At 71.8% G+C, this 18,710-nt stretch carries 15 protein-coding genes; 7 read left to right on the top strand and 8 right to left on the bottom strand.

The genetic code is table 11. From position 1 onward, the window contains the following. Window positions 1-1,311, top strand: a 1,311-nt coding sequence (locus ACFXPK_RS15360; protein WP_385075467.1) for a GAF domain-containing sensor histidine kinase, incomplete at its 5' end; no start/stop codon positions are given. A gap of 22 nt (window positions 1,312-1,333) precedes the next feature. Here ACFXPK_RS15360 and ACFXPK_RS15355 read toward each other — a convergent pair. After that, window positions 1,334-2,215 (bottom strand): Cof-type HAD-IIB family hydrolase, encoded by an 882-nt coding sequence (locus tag ACFXPK_RS15355; protein ID WP_385075464.1) that lies wholly within the window; start codon window positions 2,213-2,215, stop codon window positions 1,334-1,336. A 209-nt stretch (window positions 2,216-2,424) separates the two neighbouring features. On the opposite strand from ACFXPK_RS15355, the gene ACFXPK_RS15350 reads away from it, so the two are divergent. Continuing rightward, window positions 2,425-3,324: an LLM class flavin-dependent oxidoreductase gene (locus ACFXPK_RS15350; protein ID WP_385075461.1), complete on the top strand. Its 900-nt coding sequence runs from the start codon at window positions 2,425-2,427 to the stop codon at window positions 3,322-3,324. Between the two features lie 4 nt (window positions 3,325-3,328). On the opposite strand, the gene ACFXPK_RS15345 is transcribed toward ACFXPK_RS15350, so the two are convergent. Further along, window positions 3,329-3,904 (bottom strand): RNA 2'-phosphotransferase, encoded by a 576-nt coding sequence (locus tag ACFXPK_RS15345; protein WP_385075488.1) that lies wholly within the window; start codon window positions 3,902-3,904, stop codon window positions 3,329-3,331. Window positions 3,905-4,244: 340 nt separating this feature from the next. Continuing rightward, window positions 4,245-6,023, bottom strand: a complete 1,779-nt coding sequence (locus ACFXPK_RS15340; protein WP_385075459.1) for an SDR family oxidoreductase — start codon at window positions 6,021-6,023, stop codon at window positions 4,245-4,247. Between the two features lie 465 nt (window positions 6,024-6,488). Here ACFXPK_RS15340 and ACFXPK_RS15335 point away from each other — a divergent pair, with 465 nt between their 5' ends. The 5 genes from ACFXPK_RS15335 to ACFXPK_RS15315 all read left to right on the top strand — a co-directional run bounded on the left by ACFXPK_RS15335 (window position 6,489) and on the right by ACFXPK_RS15315 (window position 11,077). Further along, window positions 6,489-7,499 (top strand): ABC transporter ATP-binding protein, encoded by a 1,011-nt coding sequence (locus ACFXPK_RS15335; RefSeq protein WP_385075485.1) that lies wholly within the window; start codon window positions 6,489-6,491, stop codon window positions 7,497-7,499. After that, window positions 7,489-8,412: an ABC transporter permease subunit gene (locus ACFXPK_RS15330; RefSeq protein ID WP_385075456.1), complete on the top strand. Its 924-nt coding sequence runs from the start codon at window positions 7,489-7,491 to the stop codon at window positions 8,410-8,412. The genes ACFXPK_RS15335 and ACFXPK_RS15330 overlap by 11 nt, the downstream gene beginning before the upstream one ends. Beyond that, window positions 8,409-9,320, top strand: coding sequence for an ABC transporter ATP-binding protein (locus ACFXPK_RS15325; RefSeq protein WP_384995639.1), 912 nt, complete (start codon window positions 8,409-8,411; stop codon window positions 9,318-9,320). The genes ACFXPK_RS15330 and ACFXPK_RS15325 overlap by 4 nt, the downstream gene beginning before the upstream one ends. A 25-nt stretch (window positions 9,321-9,345) precedes the next feature. After that, window positions 9,346-10,065: an ABC transporter permease gene (locus tag ACFXPK_RS15320; RefSeq protein ID WP_385075453.1), complete on the top strand. Its 720-nt coding sequence runs from the start codon at window positions 9,346-9,348 to the stop codon at window positions 10,063-10,065. Window positions 10,066-10,381: 316 nt separating this feature from the next. Continuing rightward, window positions 10,382-11,077, top strand: a complete 696-nt coding sequence (locus ACFXPK_RS15315) for a hypothetical protein (protein ID WP_385075450.1) — start codon at window positions 10,382-10,384, stop codon at window positions 11,075-11,077. Between the two features lie 448 nt (window positions 11,078-11,525). Here the strand turns inward: ACFXPK_RS15315 and ACFXPK_RS15310 are convergent, their stop codons facing one another. The 5 genes from ACFXPK_RS15310 to ACFXPK_RS15290 all read right to left on the bottom strand — a co-directional run bounded on the left by ACFXPK_RS15310 (window position 11,526) and on the right by ACFXPK_RS15290 (window position 18,674). Beyond that, the gene (locus ACFXPK_RS15310) at window positions 11,526-12,344 is read right to left on the bottom strand and encodes an HAD family hydrolase (protein WP_385075483.1); all 819 of its coding nucleotides are present in this window, start codon (window positions 12,342-12,344) and stop codon (window positions 11,526-11,528) included. A 2-nt stretch (window positions 12,345-12,346) separates the two neighbouring features. Further along, on the bottom strand, window positions 12,347-13,624 hold the full coding sequence (gene serS, locus ACFXPK_RS15305; protein WP_384995647.1) for a serine--tRNA ligase: 1,278 nt from the start codon (window positions 13,622-13,624) through the stop codon (window positions 12,347-12,349). A gap of 592 nt (window positions 13,625-14,216) precedes the next feature. Then, window positions 14,217-15,152 carry a prephenate dehydratase gene (gene pheA, locus ACFXPK_RS15300; protein ID WP_384995650.1) on the bottom strand — a complete coding sequence of 312 codons (936 nt, stop codon included), beginning with the start codon at window positions 15,150-15,152 and terminating at the stop codon, window positions 14,217-14,219. A gap of 84 nt (window positions 15,153-15,236) precedes the next feature. Continuing rightward, entirely contained in the window at window positions 15,237-16,475 is a 1,239-nt protein-coding gene (gene efeB, locus ACFXPK_RS15295) for an iron uptake transporter deferrochelatase/peroxidase subunit (RefSeq protein WP_384995681.1), read from the bottom strand. A gap of 129 nt (window positions 16,476-16,604) precedes the next feature. Beyond that, entirely contained in the window at window positions 16,605-18,674 is a 2,070-nt protein-coding gene (locus ACFXPK_RS15290) for a copper resistance CopC/CopD family protein (protein WP_385075447.1), read from the bottom strand. Window positions 18,675-18,710: the final 36 nt, after the last annotated feature.

Below are 18,710 nucleotides of genomic sequence, written 5' to 3'. Positions count from 1 at the left end.
CCGCCCCCCAGCCCGGGGGGCCCCCCCCCGTCCCCCCCCCCCGGGGGCCCGCCGGGGGCCCGGGGGGCGGGGGCCGTGGAGTTCAGCGACCAGGACCTCCGGATGGTGCGCGTCCTGGCCACCGAGGCGGGCATCGCCATCGGCAACGCCCGGCTGTACGAGGCGGCCCGGCAGCGCGAACGGTGGATCGACGGCTCGGTCGCCGTCACCACCGCGCTCCTCTCCGGGGGCTCCATCGGGGACGCGCTCACCGTCGTCGCGGAACAGGCGCGCCGCCTCTCGGGCTCGGCGATGGCCTCGGTGATGCTCCGTACGCCGGGCGGTGAACTGGAGATCGTCGCGGTCTCCGCCGACCATCCCCGCGTCACCACCGGCTATCTCATCCCGGCAGAGAGCCCCGCCGCCGCGGCCCTCCTCGCGGGCGAGGACGTCCTCGTGGAGGACGCCCGCACCGACCCGCGGGTGATCACCGAGATGGCCTCGCTGTACGGCCCGATCATGCTGCTGCCGCTGCGCACCGACGGCCGGGTGCTCGGCGCGCTCGTCATGCCGCGCGAGCGGGGGGCGCGCGCTTTCGGCGACCGGGAGCGCACGCTGGCGGGCCAGTTCGCCTCGCAGGCCGCGCTGGCGCTGATGATGGCGGGCGCGCAGCACGACCGGGAGCGGCTGGCCGTCCTGGAGGACCGCGACCGGATCGCCCGCGACCTCCACGACCTGGTGATCCAGCGGCTGCACGCCACCGGGATGATGCTGGAGAGCGCCCAGCGCGGCACGGTCGCACCCGAGGTCCACCAGGGCATCGACAAGGCCGTCGAGGCGCTGGACGTGACGATCCAGGAGATCCGGGCGGCCATCTTCGCGCTCCAGCAGGGCCCGGCGGAGGCCCCGTCGGGGGTACGGACGCGGGTCCTGCGGGAGATCAACATGGCGGCGGTGCCGCTGGGCTTCACCCCCACGTACCGCTTCGTCGGCCCGGTCGACGCCGCCGTGGGCGAGCCGTACGGCAAGAATCTGATCGCCGCGCTCCGGGAGGCCCTGTCCAACGCCTTCCGGCACGCGCACGCGTCCCGTATCGAGGTGGTGGTGGACGCGACGGGACGGCTCGCCGACGGCCGCAGGGCGGTCCGGCTGACGGTCGCGGACGACGGGGTGGGCATCCCGGCCGGCGGCCGGCGCAGCGGGCTGCGCAACCTCCGGCGGCGGGCCGAGTCGCTGGGCGGGTCGAGCTGGTCCGAGCCGGGGCTCGGCGGCGGGGAGGGAGAGGCGGGGGGCGCCCGGGGGGCGACGGTGATCTGGGAGGTGCCGCTGTGAACGCCGACCGCCCGGTGGGGCTCTACAGGCGGTCCAGGATCTCCTCTATGACGATCGCCACGCCGTCCTCGTTGTTGGTGAGGGTACGGCCGGACGCGGCGGCCAGGACGTCCGGGTGGGCGTTGCCCATCGCGTACGACGTGCCCGCCCAGGTCAGCATCTCCAGGTCGTTGGGCATGTCCCCGAAGGCGACGACCTCGTCGGAGGAGATGGAGCGTTCGGCGCAGCAGAGGGCGAGCGTGCTGGCCTTGCTCACCCCGAGGCCGCTGATCTCCAGAAGAGCGGTGGGGCTGGAGCGGGTGAGGGTCGCGCGGTCGCCCGCCACCGTACGGGCCAGGGCGAGGAAGCCGTCCGGAGTCAGCTCGGGGTGGTGGGCGAGCAGCTTCAGTACGGGGGCCTGGGCGCCGTCGTCCGTCTCCGCGGCCACCTCGGCGCGCAGGAGCTTCTCGGCGGTGGCGATGGTCGCGCCCGGGTCCTGCGCGAAGGCCGGATAGGCCGGCTCGTAGTTGATGCCGGTGGTCTGCTCGACCGCGAAGGTCGTCCTGGGGGCGGCGGCGCGCAGGGCCTCCACGACGTCCAGGGCGACGGGCCGGTCCAGCGGGCGGGCCGTGAGCAGCCTGCCGCCGGAGTGCAGATCGACCACCGCGGCGCCGTTGGCGCAGATCGCCATGCCGTGGCCGTGCACATGGGCGCTGACCACATCCATCCAGCGGGCGGGCCGGCCGGTGACGAAGAAGACCTCGATACCGGCCTCCTCGGCGCGTTCGAGCGCGGCGATCGTACGGTCCGAGACGGACTTGTCGTCGTGCAGCAGCGTGCCGTCCAGATCCGTGGCGATCAGCCGGGGCCGGGCGGGGAGCGGGGAGGCGTCGGGGGCGGGGGCAGATCCACGGGGCGAGGTCACGGGGCCATTCTCCCGTACGGCGGCGCACGGGCGGGCGGAGGGGCGCACGTTTGAGCCGTCCGCCGGTGTGCGCGCGTATGCGCGGGGTCCGCCGTACCTCTCCGTGGGTAGTGGGTGGTGGGCGGCGGGTAGCCGGTACGCGTGGGGCGCGGGCCCGCAGGCAGGTGCGGGTATCCGCCGGGTCGCCCGGTACCCGTATCGTCGCCGATATGCGTCTGAGTACCGTGATCCTCCCCGTCCGTCGCTGGCACGACGGTGGCCGTGACGAGTGGCTGCGCGCCGAGCGGCTGGGCTTCCACACCGCGTACACCTACGACCACCTGTCCTGGCGGACCTTCCGCGACGGCCCGTGGTTCGGGGCGGTCCCGACCCTGACGGCCGCGGCCGCCGCGACCGAGCGGATCCGTCTCGGGACGCTCGTGACCTCGCCGAACTTCCGTCATCCGGTGACGCTCGCCAAGGATCTGCTCACGCTCGACGATGTGGCGGACGGCCGGATCACGCTGGGGATCGGCGCGGGCGGCAAGGGGTTCGACGCCACGGCGCTGGGCCAGGAGGCGTGGTCGCCCCGGGAGCGGGCCGACCGGTTCGCCGAGTTCGTGCCGCTGCTCGACCGGCTGCTGACCGAGAAGTCGGTGACGTACGAGGGGACGTTCTACTCGGCGGGCGAGGCCCGGTCCATCCCGGGGTGTGTGCAGTGGCCCCGGGTGCCGTTCGCGGTGGCGGCGACCGGGCCGCGCGGGCTGCGGCTCGCCGCCCGGCATGGTCAGGCGTGGGTGACGACGGGAGATCCGAAGCTGTTCGAGACGGGGACGCCCGAGGAGTCGCGGGCGGCGATCAGCGGGCAGATCGACCGGCTCGGCGAGGCGTGCGAGGAGATCGGGCGGAAGGTGATGGAGGTGGAGAAGATCCTCCTGACGGGCTTCACACCGGACCGGAACGGGCCGATGGAGTCGCTGGACGCGTTCGTGGACTTCGCGGGCCGCCACTTCGAGCTGGGGATCACGGAGATCGCGGTGCACGCGCCCATCCCGGACTCGGACTTCGCCGCCGACCAGCGGGTCTTCGAGCGGATCGCCACGGAGGCGCTCGCTCAGCTCCGTCCGTGACGCGTCAGCCGGGGAAGCGCAGGTAGCGCGGGGGTACGGCGTCGGTGAGCCAGACGCCGTTCGCGCTGACGTGGAAGACCAGGCCGGCCCGGTGCATCGCCCCCGCGTCCACCGACAGCACGACGGGCCGGCCGCGCCGGGCCCCCACGTGGGTCGCGGTCGCGCGGTCCGGCGAGAGATGCACATGGTGCCGGGCCATGGGGCGCAGCCCTTCGGCCCGGATCGCGTCCAGGGACCGGGCCACGGTGCCGTGGTAGAGGTACGGGGGCGGCTCCGCGGACGCCAGCTCCAGGTCCACGGCGACGGTGTGGCCCTGGTTGGCCCGTATCCGGTCCCGCTCGCCGTCCAGCGTGAAACGGCGCTTGTCGTTGACGGCGACCACATGGTCGAGTTCGGCGCGGCTGATCCGGAAGCCGTGGTCACGGGCGGCTCGGAGCAGTTCGCCGACCGTCACCCAGCCGTTCGGGTCGAGGGTGAGCCCGATCCGCTCGGGCTGGTGGCGCAGGTGCCGGGAGAGGTACTTCGACACCTTCACGGTGCGTCGCTCGTCGGGCGGGCGGGAGGCGGCGGATGGCCTCAGGACCTCGGATGTCCTCAGGACCTCGGGCGGCCTCAGGACCTCGGGCGGGCGGGAGCCGTCGGGTGCTCCGGGGCGGGTGGGTCGGTCGGGCTCTCTGTGCATCCGGTCAGCGTGCCGGGGGACGGCGGAGTGGCGCCACCGGATTTTCAAGTTGTGGTGGCACAGAGGTTTGATCCACAGTCAACTTGACTTATCCACAGGCTAGATGGCGAATCTGTGGACAAGCGCTGAGGCTTTTCACGTCATGTGGCCAAAATGCCGCTCCTGTCTGTGCGTTGCGGTGTGGACAGCCAAGTCGTCTGCCTGGCCGTCCCGTTGTCGCAAGCGCCGTCCCCGGAGTTCACAGCGGCGGCTCCACCCGGGCGACGGCACGGCGCGCCCGTGAGGCGATCCGCGCCAGGATCCGCGCGCCGCGCGCCTCCGGGGTGACCGACACGACGGCCTCGTCGCGGGCGACGGCGCGCAGCACGGCGTCCGCGACCTTCTCGGGCGGGTAGCCGCGCATCCCGTACAGCCGGGCCGTCTTCTCCCGCAGACGGGCCTCCTCGGCGGCGGGGACACCGGTGAAGTGCGCGGTGGAGGCGATCCCGGTGTGGACGAACCCGGGGCAGATCGCGGACACCCCGATGGAGCGGTCCGCCAGTTCGGCACGCAGACACTCGCTGAGCATCAGGACGGCCGCCTTGGACGTGGCGTACGCGCTCAGCGCGCGGGAGGGCTGATAGGCGGCGGCGGACGCGATGTTGACGATGTGGCCGCCCTGTCCGCGGTCCGCCATCTGCCGGCCGAAGAGGCGGCAGCCATGGATCACCCCCCACAGATTGGTGTCCAGGACGTCCTTCCACTCCTCTGCCGTCGTGTCGAGGAAGGCTCCCGACAGCCCGATGCCCGCGTTGTTGACCAGGATGTCGACCGTGCCGTACTCCGCCGCGACCTTCTCGGCCAGCCGTTCCATGGCCGGACCCCCGCCGACGTCGACGGTCTCGCTCCAGGCGTCCGGGGCACCGATCTGCCGGGCCAGCTCGGCGGTCCGGGCCGCGCCGTCCCCGTCCCGGTCCACCGCCACGACCCGGGCGCCCGCCTCGGCGAACGCGAAGGCCACCGCCCGGCCGATACCGCCGGCCGCGCCCGTCACCAGGACGAGCCGGCCGCCGAAACGCTCGCCGTACGGGCCGCGCGGCGCCCCGGCCGCGGCCCGCGGTCCGCCGTCCTCCCGCGCGAGGACGAAGTCACCGATCCAAGCGGCCAGCAGGTCGGGACGGGTACGGGGCACCCAGTGTCCGGCGGGCAGCGAGCGCCGTACGAGCCCCGGCGCCCACCGCTCCAGATCGTCGTACAGCCGCTCGGAGAGGAAGGCGTCCCCGGTCGGTGTGATGAGCTGGACCGGCGCGTGCGCGAAGGCGTCCGTACGCGGCCGGCGCAGCCGCGCCCGGACGTTGTCCCGGTAGAGCCAGACCCCGTGCGCGGCGTCCCGCGGCAGCGAGGGCGCCGGATAGCTCTCCCCGGACAGCCCCTCGATCCGCCGGACGACCCCCGGCCACCGTCTGCCGAGCGGCCCGCGCCAGGCCAGCTCGGGCAGGGCGGGGGTGTGCAGCGCGTAGACGTACCAGGACTTGGCGCTCTGGCCGAGGAGCTGCCCCACCCGGCGCGGGGTGGGGTGCACGGCCCGCTCCCTGAACCAGTGCCCGAGATGGTCCAGGGAAGGGCCCGACACCGAGGTGAACGAGGCGATCCGGCCCTCGGTCCTGGCCACGGTGACGAACTCCCAGGACTGCACGGACCCCCAGTCGTGGCCCACGAGATGGACCGGCCGGTCCGGGCTCACCGCCTCCGCGACCGCCAGGAAGTCGTCCGTCAGCTTCTCCAGGGTGAAGCCGCCGCGGAGCGGGACCGGCGCCGTGGACCCGCCGTGCCCCCGGACGTCGTACAGCACCACGTGGAAGCGGTCCGCGAGCCGTCGGGCCACCTCCGACCAGACCTCCTTGCTGTCCGGGTAGCCGTGCACGAACAGCACCGTCGGCCGGGCGGGATCGCCCAGCTCGGCGACGCACAGGTCGACCCCTCCGGCGCGCACCCAGCGCTCGCGGTACCCGTCCCCCGCCCGGTCGTCGTCGTTCATACGGCCTCCTCCGCGCACGCGTACGCCGACTGCCGGACCTCGTGGATCGCCACCCTGCCGCCCCCTTCGTCCCGTGCGCGCCGCGTGTGCGCTCCGTATCCGTACCGTGACAGTGAAGAATGTCGCAACGGCCGACGGCCACGTCAAGTGATCCGTTCTCCCTGTGGACAACCGGGCCCGGGCCGCGGGCCAGCCCCCGGCTCGCGCCACCACCCCGGGCCCGCGGGCCCGCCGCCGGTCCCCGGCCCCCGGCTCGCGCCACCGGCCCGGCCCTCGCCCGCCCCGGAGACACCCCTCGCGGGCCACGCCCCGCCACCGCCGCTTCCCGTCATCCTCGGGGAGGCCCCTACGGGTCCCGTACGACTGGAGACGGACACGGATACAGGCGCCAGGTCTGACGTCCTCTGTGGCCCGCACCACTACCTTCGAATCGTGACGACTGTGATCGCGACCGAAAGCCTGAGCATGCGGTACCCCCGGGTGACCGCACTCGACCGGCTCTCCCTGGACATCGGGCCCGGTGTGACCGGCCTGGTGGGTGCCAACGGGGCCGGCAAATCCACCATGATCAAGATTCTGCTCGGCCTGTCCCGTGCGACGGAGGGCCGGGCCACCGTGCTCGGGCTCGACGTCGCGACCAGCGGCAGTGCCATCCGCGAGCAGGTCGGGTACATGCCCGAACACGACTGCCTGCCGCCGGACGTCTCGGCCACCGAGTTCGTCGTCCACATGGCGCGCATGTCCGGGCTGCCCCCGACCGCGGCCCGGGAGCGGACCGCCGACACCCTGCGCCATGTCGGCCTCTACGAAGAGCGCTACCGTCCCATCGGCGGCTACTCCACCGGTATGAAGCAGCGCGTCAAGCTCGCGCAGGCGCTGGTCCACGATCCGAAGCTCGTCCTTCTCGACGAGCCGACCAACGGCCTCGACCCGGTCGGCCGCGACGAGATGCTGGGCCTGATCCGCCGGGTCCACACCGACTTCGGCATCTCCGTCCTGGTCACCTCGCACCTCCTGGGCGAGCTCGAACGCACCTGTGACCATGTCGTCGTCATCGACGGCGGGCGGCTGCTGCGCTCCAGCTCCACCAGCGACTTCACCCAGATCACCACGACCCTCGCGGTCGAGGTCACCGACACGGACACCCACCCCGACGGGACGGGCGCACTGCGCGACTCCCTCTCCGCCGCCGGGGTCACGCTCCACTCGGGCACGGAGGAGGGGCTGCCGGGCGCGGGCCACATCCTGCTGATCGAGGCCACGGGCGAGGAGACGTACGACATCGTCCGCGACACCGTCGCCGGGCTCGGTCTCGGCCTCGTACGGATGGAACAGCGCCGCCACCACATCGCGGAGGTCTTCCGGCCGCGGCCCGCCGCCGAGTCGGAACAGGGCCCGGCCGCCCAGGGCCAGGACCAGGGCGCGGACCAGGCGGCCTACGCACTGCAGAAGGGAGGCGCCCGCGATGAGCGCTGAGACCGACGCCCTCACCGGTGCCCACAGCGGCACCGAGACCGGCGCCAGCCGGATCCACAACATCGGATACCGCGCGTACGAAGGTCCCCGGCTCGGCCGCGCCTACGCCCGCCGCTCCCTCTTCACGCAGTCCCTGCGCGGCGCGTACGGACTCGGCCGGTCCGCCAAATCCAAGGTCCTGCCGATGATCCTCCTCGCGGTGATGTGCCTGCCCGCGGCGATCGTCGTGGCGGTCGCCGTGGCGACGGACCTCAAGAGCCTGCCCATGGACTACACGCGCTACGCGATCTTCACCCAGGCTGTCATCGGCCTCTACCTCGCCGCGCAGGCGCCCCAGTCCGTCTCCCGCGATCTGCGCTTCAAGTCCATTCCGCTCTACTTCTCGCGCCCCATCGAACGCGGCGACTACGTCCTCGCGAAGTTCGGCGCGATGGCTTCCGCCCTGCTGATCCTCACCGGCGTGCCGCTTCTCATCCTCTACATCGGCTCCCTGCTCGCCTCGATGGACTTCGTCGAGCAGACCAAGGGGTTCGGCCAGGGGCTCGTGTCGGTGACGGTGCTCTCCCTCCTCTTCGGCGGACTCGGCCTCGTGGTGGCCGCGCTCACGCCGCGCCGCGGATTCGGTGTCGCGGGGGTGATCGCGACCCTGACGATCTCCTACGGGGCCGTCTCCGTCCTCCAGGCGATCGCCCTGTCCACGGACCGAATGGGCGCCGTGCAGTGGATCGGCCTGTTCTCACCCATCACGCTCATCGACGGTCTGCAGACCGCGTTCCTCGGCGCCACGTCGTCCTTCCCCGGGGGCGCGGGCCCCGAGGCCGGGGTCGGCGTGGTCTATCTGCTGGCCGTACTGGCGCTCATCTCCGGCTCGTACGCCGTCCTCATGAGCCGTTACCGGAAGGTCGGGCTGTGACCACCATCAACATCGAGCACACCTCGCGCTGGTTCGGGAACGTGGTCGCCGTCAACGACGTGACCATGACCATCGGCCCCGGTGTGACCGGCCTGCTCGGCCCCAACGGCGCGGGCAAGTCCACCCTCATCAACATGATGGCGGGCTTCCTCGCCCCCTCCACGGGCACCGTCACCCTCGACGGCGAGAAGATCTGGCGCAACGAGTCCGTCTACCGCCAGATCGGCATCGTGCCGGAGCGGGAGGGGATGTACGACTTCCTCACCGGCCTCGAATTCGTCGTCGCCAACGCCGAACTGCACGGCCTGGGCGCCAAGGAGGCCCGCGCCGCGCTCGCCACGGTCGAGATGGAGTACGCGCAGGACCGCAGGATCGGGACGTACAGCAAGGGCATGCGCCAGCGCGTGAAGATGGCGTCCGCGCTGGTCCACGACCCGTCGGTGCTGCTCCTCGACGAGCCGTTCAACGGGATGGACCCGCGCCAGCGCATGCAGCTCATGGAGCTGCTGCGGCGGATGGGCGCCACGGGCCGCACGGTCCTGTTCTCCTCGCACATCCTGGAGGAGGTCGAACAGCTCGCCTCGCACATCGAGGTGATCGTGGCCGGGCGGCACGCCGCCTCCGGCGACTTCCGCAAGATCCGCAGGCTGATGACCGACCGGCCGCACCGCTATCTCGTACGGTCCAGCGACGACCGCGCGCTCGCCGCCGCCCTGATCGCGGACCCGTCGACGGCCGGCATCGAGGTCGACCTCGCGGAGGGAGCCCTGCGCATCCAGGCCGTCGACTTCGGCCGCTTCACCGAACTGCTGCCGAGGGTCGCCCGCGAGCACTCCATCCGGCTGCTCACCGTCTCGCCCTCCGACGAATCCCTCGAATCGGTCTTCTCCTACCTCGTAGCGGCCTGAGCGGCCTGAAAGGAGCTGTGACGTCATGTACAACCCCACAGTCGCCCGGCTCACCTACCGGGCCCTGCTCGGCAGGCGCCGGGCCGCGATCCTCTTCGCGCTGCCCGCGCTGCTGATCCTGATGTCGGTCGCCGTCCGCATGTTCAACGGCGCCGACGACCAGGTCGCCTCGGAGGTGCTGGGCGGCTTCGCCCTCGCGACGATGGTCCCGCTGATCGGCGTGATCGCCGGTACGGGCGCGATCGGCCCCGAGATCGACGACGGCTCGATCGTCTATCTGCTCTCCAAGCCGGTGAAGCGGTCGGCGATCATCTTCACCAAACTGATCGTGGCGATCGCCGTCACCATGGCGTTCTCCGCGATCCCCACCTTCATCGCCGGATGGATCCTCAACGGCAACGGCCAGCAGATCGCGATCGCCTACACGGTCGCGGCGCTCGTCGCCTCGGTCGCCTACAGCGCGCTCTTCCTGCTGCTCGGTACGGTCAGCCGGCACGCCGTGGTCATCGGCCTCGTCTACGCGCTGGTCTGGGAGACCCTCTTCGGCAGCCTGGTGTCCGGCGCGCGGACCCTCAGCGTCCAGCAGTGGGCGCTGGCGCTCGCCCAGAGGATCGGCGACGGCTCCACGATCACCTCGGACGTCGGACTGCCGCTGGCGGTGACCCTGCTGGTGGGCGTCTCGGTGGCGGCGACCTGGTACGCGGGCCAGAAGCTGCGGACACTGACGCTCGCGGGCGAGGAGTGAGGGGCCCGAGGGTCCCTGAGGGGCCCGAGGAGGTCTGAGGGTGCCGCGAGGGGCCCGAGGGTCTCTGTGGGTCCTGCGGGGCCGTGCGGGCCGTGCGAGGCCGCGTAACTGTACGTTTATCGGCTCGTTGTTCCGTGTGCGTGGAGGCAACTGGAGTTCGTAGCGTCGAGCGTTCGTGAAACTGGGGATTGCCGGTGGCGGTTCGGGGGAACCGCCGCACCGGTCATTGGGTGAGTAGCCACCGTGAGCCGACCTCCGCCCCTGAAGCCCGGGGAGAGGGCCGACCATCATCGGTTCACGAATGGAAGGCATGCCCATGCCACCTGAAGGTGCTCTGCTCGAATCGCGCGCGATGCGTGACAGCGTCATGGCGCGGATCGAGGCGCTCGACAAGGTCAAGGCCCTGCGGATGCTGCCGGACGGCGTACACGTCACCACGGAGGGCGTCGCCCGCTACTTCGAAGTATCCACAGACGTCATCAGGCAGTTGACGGCTAGGCATCGAGCCGAGCTCGCGGAGAGCGGCATGCGCGTGCTGCGAGGCTCTGACCTGCGGAAATTTCATAGTGACATGGTGTCACTATGGGGTGGGCGCTATGCCGAAAGTTATCCACAGGCTGCCACTCAGCTCACCCTCCACACCCGCCGCGCCGTCCTCAACGTCGCCATGCTCCTGCGCGACAGCGACATCGCCCGGTGCGTCCGTACGTACCTTCTCGACGCCGAGGAAGGCCGGCGCGAGGGGTACGCCGCACTCGACCGGCGTGTGACGGACGTCGAGTCCTGCCTCGGCGGGGTCGGGGTGGCGCTCCAGGAGCTGGGGCCGGTGCTGAACCGGATGTCGTACCGGCTCGACAGCCTCGACCGGAGGCTCGACGCCACCAACCAGGTGGTCGCGGCGATCAGCAACCGGCTCTGCGAGATGTCCGACCGGATCGACCGGGTGGACGCCAAGGTGGATCATGTGGCCCGGCAGGTGGGGGAGTTGCGGCACGGCTGTAAGCGCCGCTGATCCGCTCCCGGCGGGCCCGTACCGATAATCAGTGGCGCGCCGCGGTGCGCCGGGAGCACAGTGGGGATGTCACGGCAGCCGATGCGCCGGGACGCACCACAGACCGGGAGCGGGGGGGGGGGGCCCCCCGCCGGCCCCAAACGGCGGGGCCTCGGGCCGGGGGCCGCCCCGCGCCCACCCGCGCGGCGCCCGGCCCCCCCCCCCCGCGGGGGGGGGCCCCCCCCCCACGACCGGCTGACGAATCCGTCGGATCCGTCGGGCCGGGTCCGACGCGCTCCGATCAGGGCGGCACCGCGCAGGCACCGGAGAAGCCATCACCACTCCGCGCAGCCGCGTGTGTGCCGCCCGGGGGCGGCCGCTTCGAGCGCGCATCCGCGCGGGCCGCCCCTCCCGTACTCCCCGTACATCCTGGCGCCCCGCCCGCCGTGTCCGTGGCGACGGGGCGGGCTCAGCCGAGGAGCAGCTTCTCCAGCACCACCGCGATGCCGTCGTCCGTGTTGGCGTCCGTGATCTCGTCCGCGACGGCCTTCAGCTCCGCGTGCGCGTTCGCCATCGCCACGCCGTGGCGTGCCCAGCCGAACATCGGGATGTCGTTGGGCATGTCGCCGAACGCGATCGTGTCCGCCGCCTTCAGGCCGAGCCGGCGCGCGGCCAGCGAGAGGCCGGTGGCCTTCGACAGGCCCAGGGGAAGGACCTCCACTATCCCCTCGCCCGCCATCACCACGTCGACCAGACCGCCGACCGTCGCGCGCGCGATCCGCGTCAGCGTGTCGTCGTCCAGCTCAGGATGCTGGATGTAGACCTTGTTCAGCGGCGCCGACCACAGCTCCGCCGGGTCCTCGACGAGCGTCGTCCGCAGCACGGCGTCCTTCAGCCGGTAGCCGGGGGTGACCAGGACCTCGCCGTCGAATCCGTCCCGGCTCACGGCCAGCGCGAGCGGCCCGGTCTCGCTCTCGATCTTGGCGAGGGCCAGCCCGGCGAGCTGCCGGTCCAGCGTCAGGGAGGTCAGCAGCCGGTGTTCCCCGGCGTGGTAGACCTGCCCGCCCTGTCCGCAGACCGCGAGCCCCTCGTACCCCAGGTCGTCCAGGATGGGACGCGTCCACGGCACGGACCGCCCGGTGACGATGATGTGCGCCGCACCCGCCGCGGTGACCGCGGCGAGCGCTTCGCGCGTACGTCCCGAGACCGTGCCGTCGTCCCGCAGCAGCGTGCCGTCGAGGTCGGTCGCGACCAGCTTGTACGGGAACGGGGCGGCGGCCGGGTCGATACTCACTTGGCGATCGGCTCCAGCACCTCGCGGCCGCCCAGGTACGGGCGGAGCATCTCGGGCACCCGCACCGTACCGTCGGCCTGCTGGTGGTTCTCCAGGATCGCCACGATCGTGCGCGGCACGGCGCACAGCGTGCCGTTCAGCGTCGAGAGCGGCTTGACCTGCTTGCCCTCGCGCATCCGGACCGACAGCCTGCGGGCCTGGAAGCCGTCACAGTTGGACGCCGAGGTCAGCTCGCGGTACTTGCCCTGTGTCGGGATCCACGCCTCGCAGTCGAACTTGCGCGAGGCCGAGGCGCCCAGGTCGCCCGTCGCCACGTCGATCACCTGGAAGGGCAGTTCGAGGCCGGTCAGCCACTGCTTCTCCCACTCCAGCAGCCGCTGGTGCTCGGCGTGGGCGTCCGCCGGGTCGACGTACGAGAACATCTCGACCTTGTCGAACTGGTGGACCCGGAAGATGCCCCGGGTGTCCTTGCCGTACGTACCGGCCTCGCGGCGGAAGCACGGCGAGTACCCCGCGTACCGCAGGGGCAGCTTGTCGGCCTCGATGATCTCGTCCATGTGGTACGCCGCGAGGGGCACCTCCGACGTGCCCACCAGGTAGTAGTCGTCCTTCTCCAGGTGGTACACGTTCTCCGACGCCTGGCCGAGGAAGCCCGTGCCCTCCATGGCGCGCGGGCGGACCAGCGCCGGGGTGAGCATCGGGATGAAGCCGGCCTCGGTGGCCTGCGCGATCGCCGCGTTGACCAGCGCCAGCTCCAGCAGCGCGCCGATCCCTGTCAGGTAGTAGAAGCGCGATCCGGACACCTTGGCGCCGCGCTCGACGTCGATGGCGCCCAGCGACTCGCCCAGTTCGAGGTGGTCCTTCGGGGCGAAGCCCTCCGCTCCGAAGTCGCGGATCGTGCCGTGCGTCTCCAGGACGACGAAGTCCTCCTCGCCGCCCACCGGGACGTCGGGGTGGACGACGTTGCCGAGCTGGAGGAGGAGACGCTTGGCCTCCTCGTCGGCCTCGTGCTGCTCGGCGTCGGCCGCCTTCACGTCGGCCTTGAGCTGCTCGGCCTTCTTGAGCAGCTCGGCGCGCTCCTCCGCGGAGGCTTTGGGGATCAGCTTGCCGAGCGACTTCTGCTCGGAACGCAGCTCGTCGAAGCGGACGCCGGACGACCTCCGCCGCTCGTCGGCGGAGAGCAGGGCGTCGACAAGGCCGACGTCCTCTCCACGGGCGCGCTGGGAGGCGCGAACACGGTCGGGGTCCTCACGAAGCAGGCGAAGGTCAATCACCCCACCAGGCTACCGGTGCACGCCGACAACGCCCCACCCGATTGTCGACGGACAAGAGAGCTGTCCGAATTGCCGGATTTGATAAAACTGTCGGGAAATCCCTTGGGTGTCTCCCGTCGTTCGTCAAGAAAGGGGTTTGAATTCCCCGGAACGAGGCATTCCGGCGTTACCGCCTTGACTCACTTCCCTTGCGTGGGGCGGGACTTGGGGGGAGTGGCGAGGGAGAGGCCTCGCTTCGTTGTCCACAGAAAGGCGTGCTTCCTGAAAGTTATCCACAGGCTGTGCGGGAGATCTGTGGATCCGGGAAAAGGGGCCTTCCAATGCTGGGTGAGGGGCGGGAAAACCACCCCTCAAACCCACTTCACACACTCATTCGGGTGGGAATTACTCGCTCTAACGAGTTGATCACGGGAATGGGGGTGACGCCGGGCACACAAGGGGCCTGTGGACGAAACCGGGACGACTACGGAGATTTGTCGACCGGGGTGGTGCTGGTTGTCGACTTGTCCCCAGGTCGAGAACCGGGCCTGTGGATAACTTGGGTCTCTGTCCACAGGCCCTGTGCCACGGTGCCGCCGACCAGGGCTCGGTGTCAGGCCCGGCCGTCCTGGCTGCGGGCCAGCCAGTCCGCCGCGGCGATGAACTCGGCGTCCGAGGTCCCGGGACGCAGCGTTCCCACGTCCTTCGCCGCCACCCCGGCCCGCGGATACGAACCGAGGAACCGCACCTTGGGACAGATCCGCTTCAGCCCCATCAGCGCCTCCCCCACCCGCCGGTCCGAGATATGGCCCTCGGCGTCCACGGCGAAGCAGTAATTGCCGATGCCCGCACCGGTCGGCCGCGACTGGATCAGCATCAGGTTGACGCCGCGTACCGCGAACTCCTGCAACAGTTCCAGCAGCGCGCCCGGCCGGTCGTCGCCCAGCCAGATGACCACCGAGGTCTTGTCCGCGCCCGTCGGGGCCGCGGGGCGCGCCGGGCGGCCCACCAGGACGAAGCGCGTCTCCGCGTTCTCCGCGTCGTGGATCTCGCTGACCAGGGGTTCGAGGCCGTAGGTGGCCGCCGCGAACGCGCCCGCGAAGGCTCCGTCGAACCGGCCCTCCTGCACCAGCCGCGCCCCGTCCGCGTTCGACGCGGCCGACTCCCACAGGGCGTCCGGGAGCTGGGCGCGCAGCCAGTTGCGCACCTGGGGCTGGGACACCGGGTGCCCGGTCACCGTCTTCACGTCGGAGAGCGTCGTGCCCGGCCGCACCAGCAGGGCGAAGCTGATCGGCAGCAGCACCTCGCGGTAGATCATCAGGGGCTCGCCGCCGGCCAGCTCGTCGAGGGTGGAGGTGACCCCGCCCTCCACCGAGTTCTCGATCGGTACGAGGGCCGCGGCGGCCTCTCCGTTCCGTACGGCGTCGAGAGCCGCCGGGACCGACACCATCGGGACCAGTTCCCGGGTGGCGGCTTCGGGGAGGGTGCGGAGTGCCGCTTCCGTGAAGGTGCCCTCGGGGCCGAGATACGTATAGCGCGTGGCCGACATACGGTCACCCTAATGGCCCGGCCGCACCGATGGTTCCCGTGTCGGCGCGCCCGCCGGGGGCGCCGGGGCCCGGGTCCCGGGGGCTCAGGACTCCAGCAGCGGCTGTCCCACGTACTCCCCCTGGCGCGCGCCCCCGGGCACCGCGAACAGTCCGCTCGACTCGTGGCGGATGAACGCCGACAGCGCGTCGCCGCGGTCGAGCTTGCGCTGCACCGGCACGAACCCCTTCAGCGGATCGGCCTGCCAGCAGACGAAGAGGAGACCCGCGTCCGGTGTCCCGTCGGCGCCGATGCCGTCGTGGAAGGAGAAGGGACGGCGCAGCATGGCGGCCCCGCCGTTCGCGTCCGGCCGGGAGATCCGGGCGTGCGCGTTGCTGGGGATCATCAGATCGCCGTCGGGGCCCCGCTTGTCGAGATCCGGCTCGGTCGTCTCCGTACCGCCGGTCAGCGGGGCTCCGTCGGACTTGCGGCGCCCGATGACGCGCTCCTGCTGGTCGACCGCCAGCTCCTCCCAGTCGTCGAGGAGCATGCGGATGCGCCGTACGACGGCGTACGAGCCGCCTGTCATCCACTCCGGGGTGCCGGCCGGCGCCTTCGCCGGTACGAAGATCCGCTGATCGAAGTCCGGGTCGGACGGTTTCGGGTTACGGGTGCCGTCGACCTGGCCCATCAGATTGCGGGCGGTCATGGGCTGCGCGGTCGCGCCGGGGGAGCGGTTGAACCCGTTCATCTGCCAGCGCACCCGGGCCGCCGCTCCCGCGTCCTTCTGGAGGGTGCGGAGGGCGTGGAAGGCGACCAGCGCGTCGTCGGAGCCGATCTGGATCCACAGGTCGCCGTTGCTCCGTGCGGGGTCGAGATGGTCGGCGGAGAAGGCGGGCAGGGGGTCGAGGGCGGCGGGGCGGCGGGCGGTGAGTCCCGTACGGCCGAAGAAGCTGTGGCCGAAGCCGAAGGTCACCGTGAGGGAGGACGGTCCCGCGTCCAGGGCGATCCCGATGTCGTGGCCGCCGCCCGCCGGGCCGCCGGCCCGGCCGCCCGCCGGTTCGCCGGCCATGAGCGTCCGCGCCGAGGCCGACCAGCGGCGGAGCAGCGCCGCGGCCTCCTTCCGGCCGGCGCCCGGGGCCAGGTCGAAGGCGACCAGATGGCCGCGGGCGTGCGCCGGGGTGGTGATGCCGGACTGGTGCGCGCCGTGGAAGGGGACGGCCTCGGTGCCGACGGTGGTCAGCGCGGTGACGGGGTCGGGCCGGCGGGCGCTCGCGTAGCCGGTCGCGCCCGCCGCGCCGAGGGCCAGCCCGGCGGCTCCGGCGGCGCCCGCGGTGCCGAGCAGCCGCCGTCGGGAGACGGCGCGCGCGTCGGCCGTCCCGCCGCCGTCGGGCGCGTCGGAGGAGGCCGCGGCCTTCGGCGCGCCCGGGGCGTTCTGGCTGGTCGGGGTCTGTCGGGTGTCGCTCACGGTGGGTCAGCCGATCTTCACGTTCTTGTCGACGGTCGTCTGGTCGATGTCCGAGGTCCGCACGGTCACCTGGAGCTTCCAGTCGCCCGGCATGGGCAGCAGGACGGGGTCCGCGGTCCATTTTCCGGCCGCGGCGCGTACGGGCACGATCGGCAGCGGGCCGATCTTCTCGGCCGTGAGGGTGAACGCGATCTTCACCTCGGGTACGTCCATGACCTTTCCCTCGGCGTCGTCGAGGTAGATGTTCATGACGTTGGCGCCGGAGCGCGCCGGGTCGAGGGTGAGCCTGACCGTGCCCTGGCCGTTCTCGCCCCCGGTGTCGAAGGGCAGGGTGACGGTGGTGGGGCCCGTCTTCTCGGGTGCGGCGGCGGTCGCCGAGCCGGTCCGGCCGGCCTCCTGTTCGGCGGTGCGGCCCGGTTCGGTGGAGGTCAGCACGGTCGTGACGGCGAGGAGTACGACGGCGACGCCGGCCTCGGCGAGAACGGAGCGGCGCAGTCCGGTCCGCTCGGGATCGGCGTCGCGCAGACGCTTCTGGCGTGCGCTCGCCATCGCGGCTTTCTGGCGGGTGAGCTGGGTAGCTCTCTCAGCGTCACCAACGACGGTTGTCGCCGCGGGGGTCTCGGGTCCACTCCCAGTCCCCGTTTCCGCCGCGGCTTCGGCCTTCGTCCCCGCCTCTGCCTCCGCCTCTGCCTTTGCCCCCGTCTCCGTCCCCGTCCCCGTCCCCGCGTCCGTGTCCGCGTCCGTGTCCGCCGCTGTCCCCGTCCCCGTGTCCTCCGAGAGCCGTCCTGTCCACCGTCGTGAGAACCAGGCGATCACGACCAGTACGGCGACCAGCCCGACCTTGACCAGAAGGAGCCGCCCGTATGACGTTCCCCCGAGCGCCGACCAGGATCCGACCTGCCGCCAGGACTGGTAGAGCCCGGTCACGGCGAGGACGACGACGCTGATGAACGCGATACGGGAGAAGCGCCGTATCGCCCCGCTCTCCATGAAAGGCGCCTTGTGGAGGGCGATCAGCAGCGCGGTCAGCCCGCCGAGCCAGGTGGCCACCGCCAGCAGGTGCAGGATGTCCATGGGCATGGCGATACCGGGCTGGATCCCGGTCGAGGCGTGTTCGGAGAGAGCCCAGGTGGCGGCGATGCCCGCGGCGACGACGGTGCCGCCCATCGCGAGTCCGAAAGTGAGGTCGTTCTTCTCCGTCCTGTCCTGCTCGGCGTTCTTCTCGTCGCCCTGTTCAGCGTCCTCCCCCGTACCCTCCTCCGGCCTGTCGCCCCTGGCGTAGGTGCCGAAGAGAACGGCGATGAACAGGGCGGCGGCGCCGAGCAGCAGCAGCCGGGAGACCAGTGCCGCGCCGGTCTTGGTGGTCAGGACGTCCTGGAGCCCGCCGAGGTCGAAGGCGTCGGCCAGCGCGCCCGAGCCGGTGTACGGCGTGCGCAGGAGCAGCATGGCGAGGGTGGCCGCGGTCAGGGTGAGCCAGCCGTTGACGACGAGCCGCTGCAACGACCGTACGGACGCGCCGCGCTGCCAGCAGGCGAGGATGAAGGCCGTACCGCCGACGAGCAGGATGAAGCCGGTGTAGGCGAGGTAGCGCGCGATGTCGTACAGGGTGCCCACGAGTCCGCCGCCGGCCTTCTGGTCGGGCACGGCCGCGGTGGTCTGGGAGGGCGCCCCGATGGAGAAGGTGAAGGCGCCCGAGACCGGGTGGCTGTCGGCCGAGACGGCCCGCCAGGCGACGGTGTAGGTGCCGTCGGGCAGCCCCGCCTTCAGGGCGACGCCGTACTTCACGGTGGAGCCCGTGCCCAGATCGCGGATCTTCGCGGTGTCGGCGCGTCTGTTGTCCGGATCGAGTACGCGGATCGAGTCGTCGCCCATGGCGATCTGCTCGGAGAAGGTGAGGGTGATGTCCTGAGGGGCGGTGGCGACCACCGCCCCGTCCTCGGGGGTGCTCCCGGTGAGTGCTGCGTGCGCCGATGCCGTGCCGGAGAGCACGGTGAGGACGGTGCCGAGGAGCACCGTGGTGACGAGAAGCAGCCGCACCAGGGATACGGCTCCGAAGCGCGGGGCGGTGGCTGTCATAGGTCTTCTCTCAGTCCCTTGGTCCGGGCGGGTCCC

Source organism: Streptomyces sp. NPDC059142, from assembly GCF_042755665.1.
Taxonomy (GTDB): Bacteria; Actinomycetota; Actinomycetes; order Streptomycetales; family Streptomycetaceae; genus Streptomyces.
This window is presented reverse-complemented; position numbering and strand designations above follow the sequence as displayed.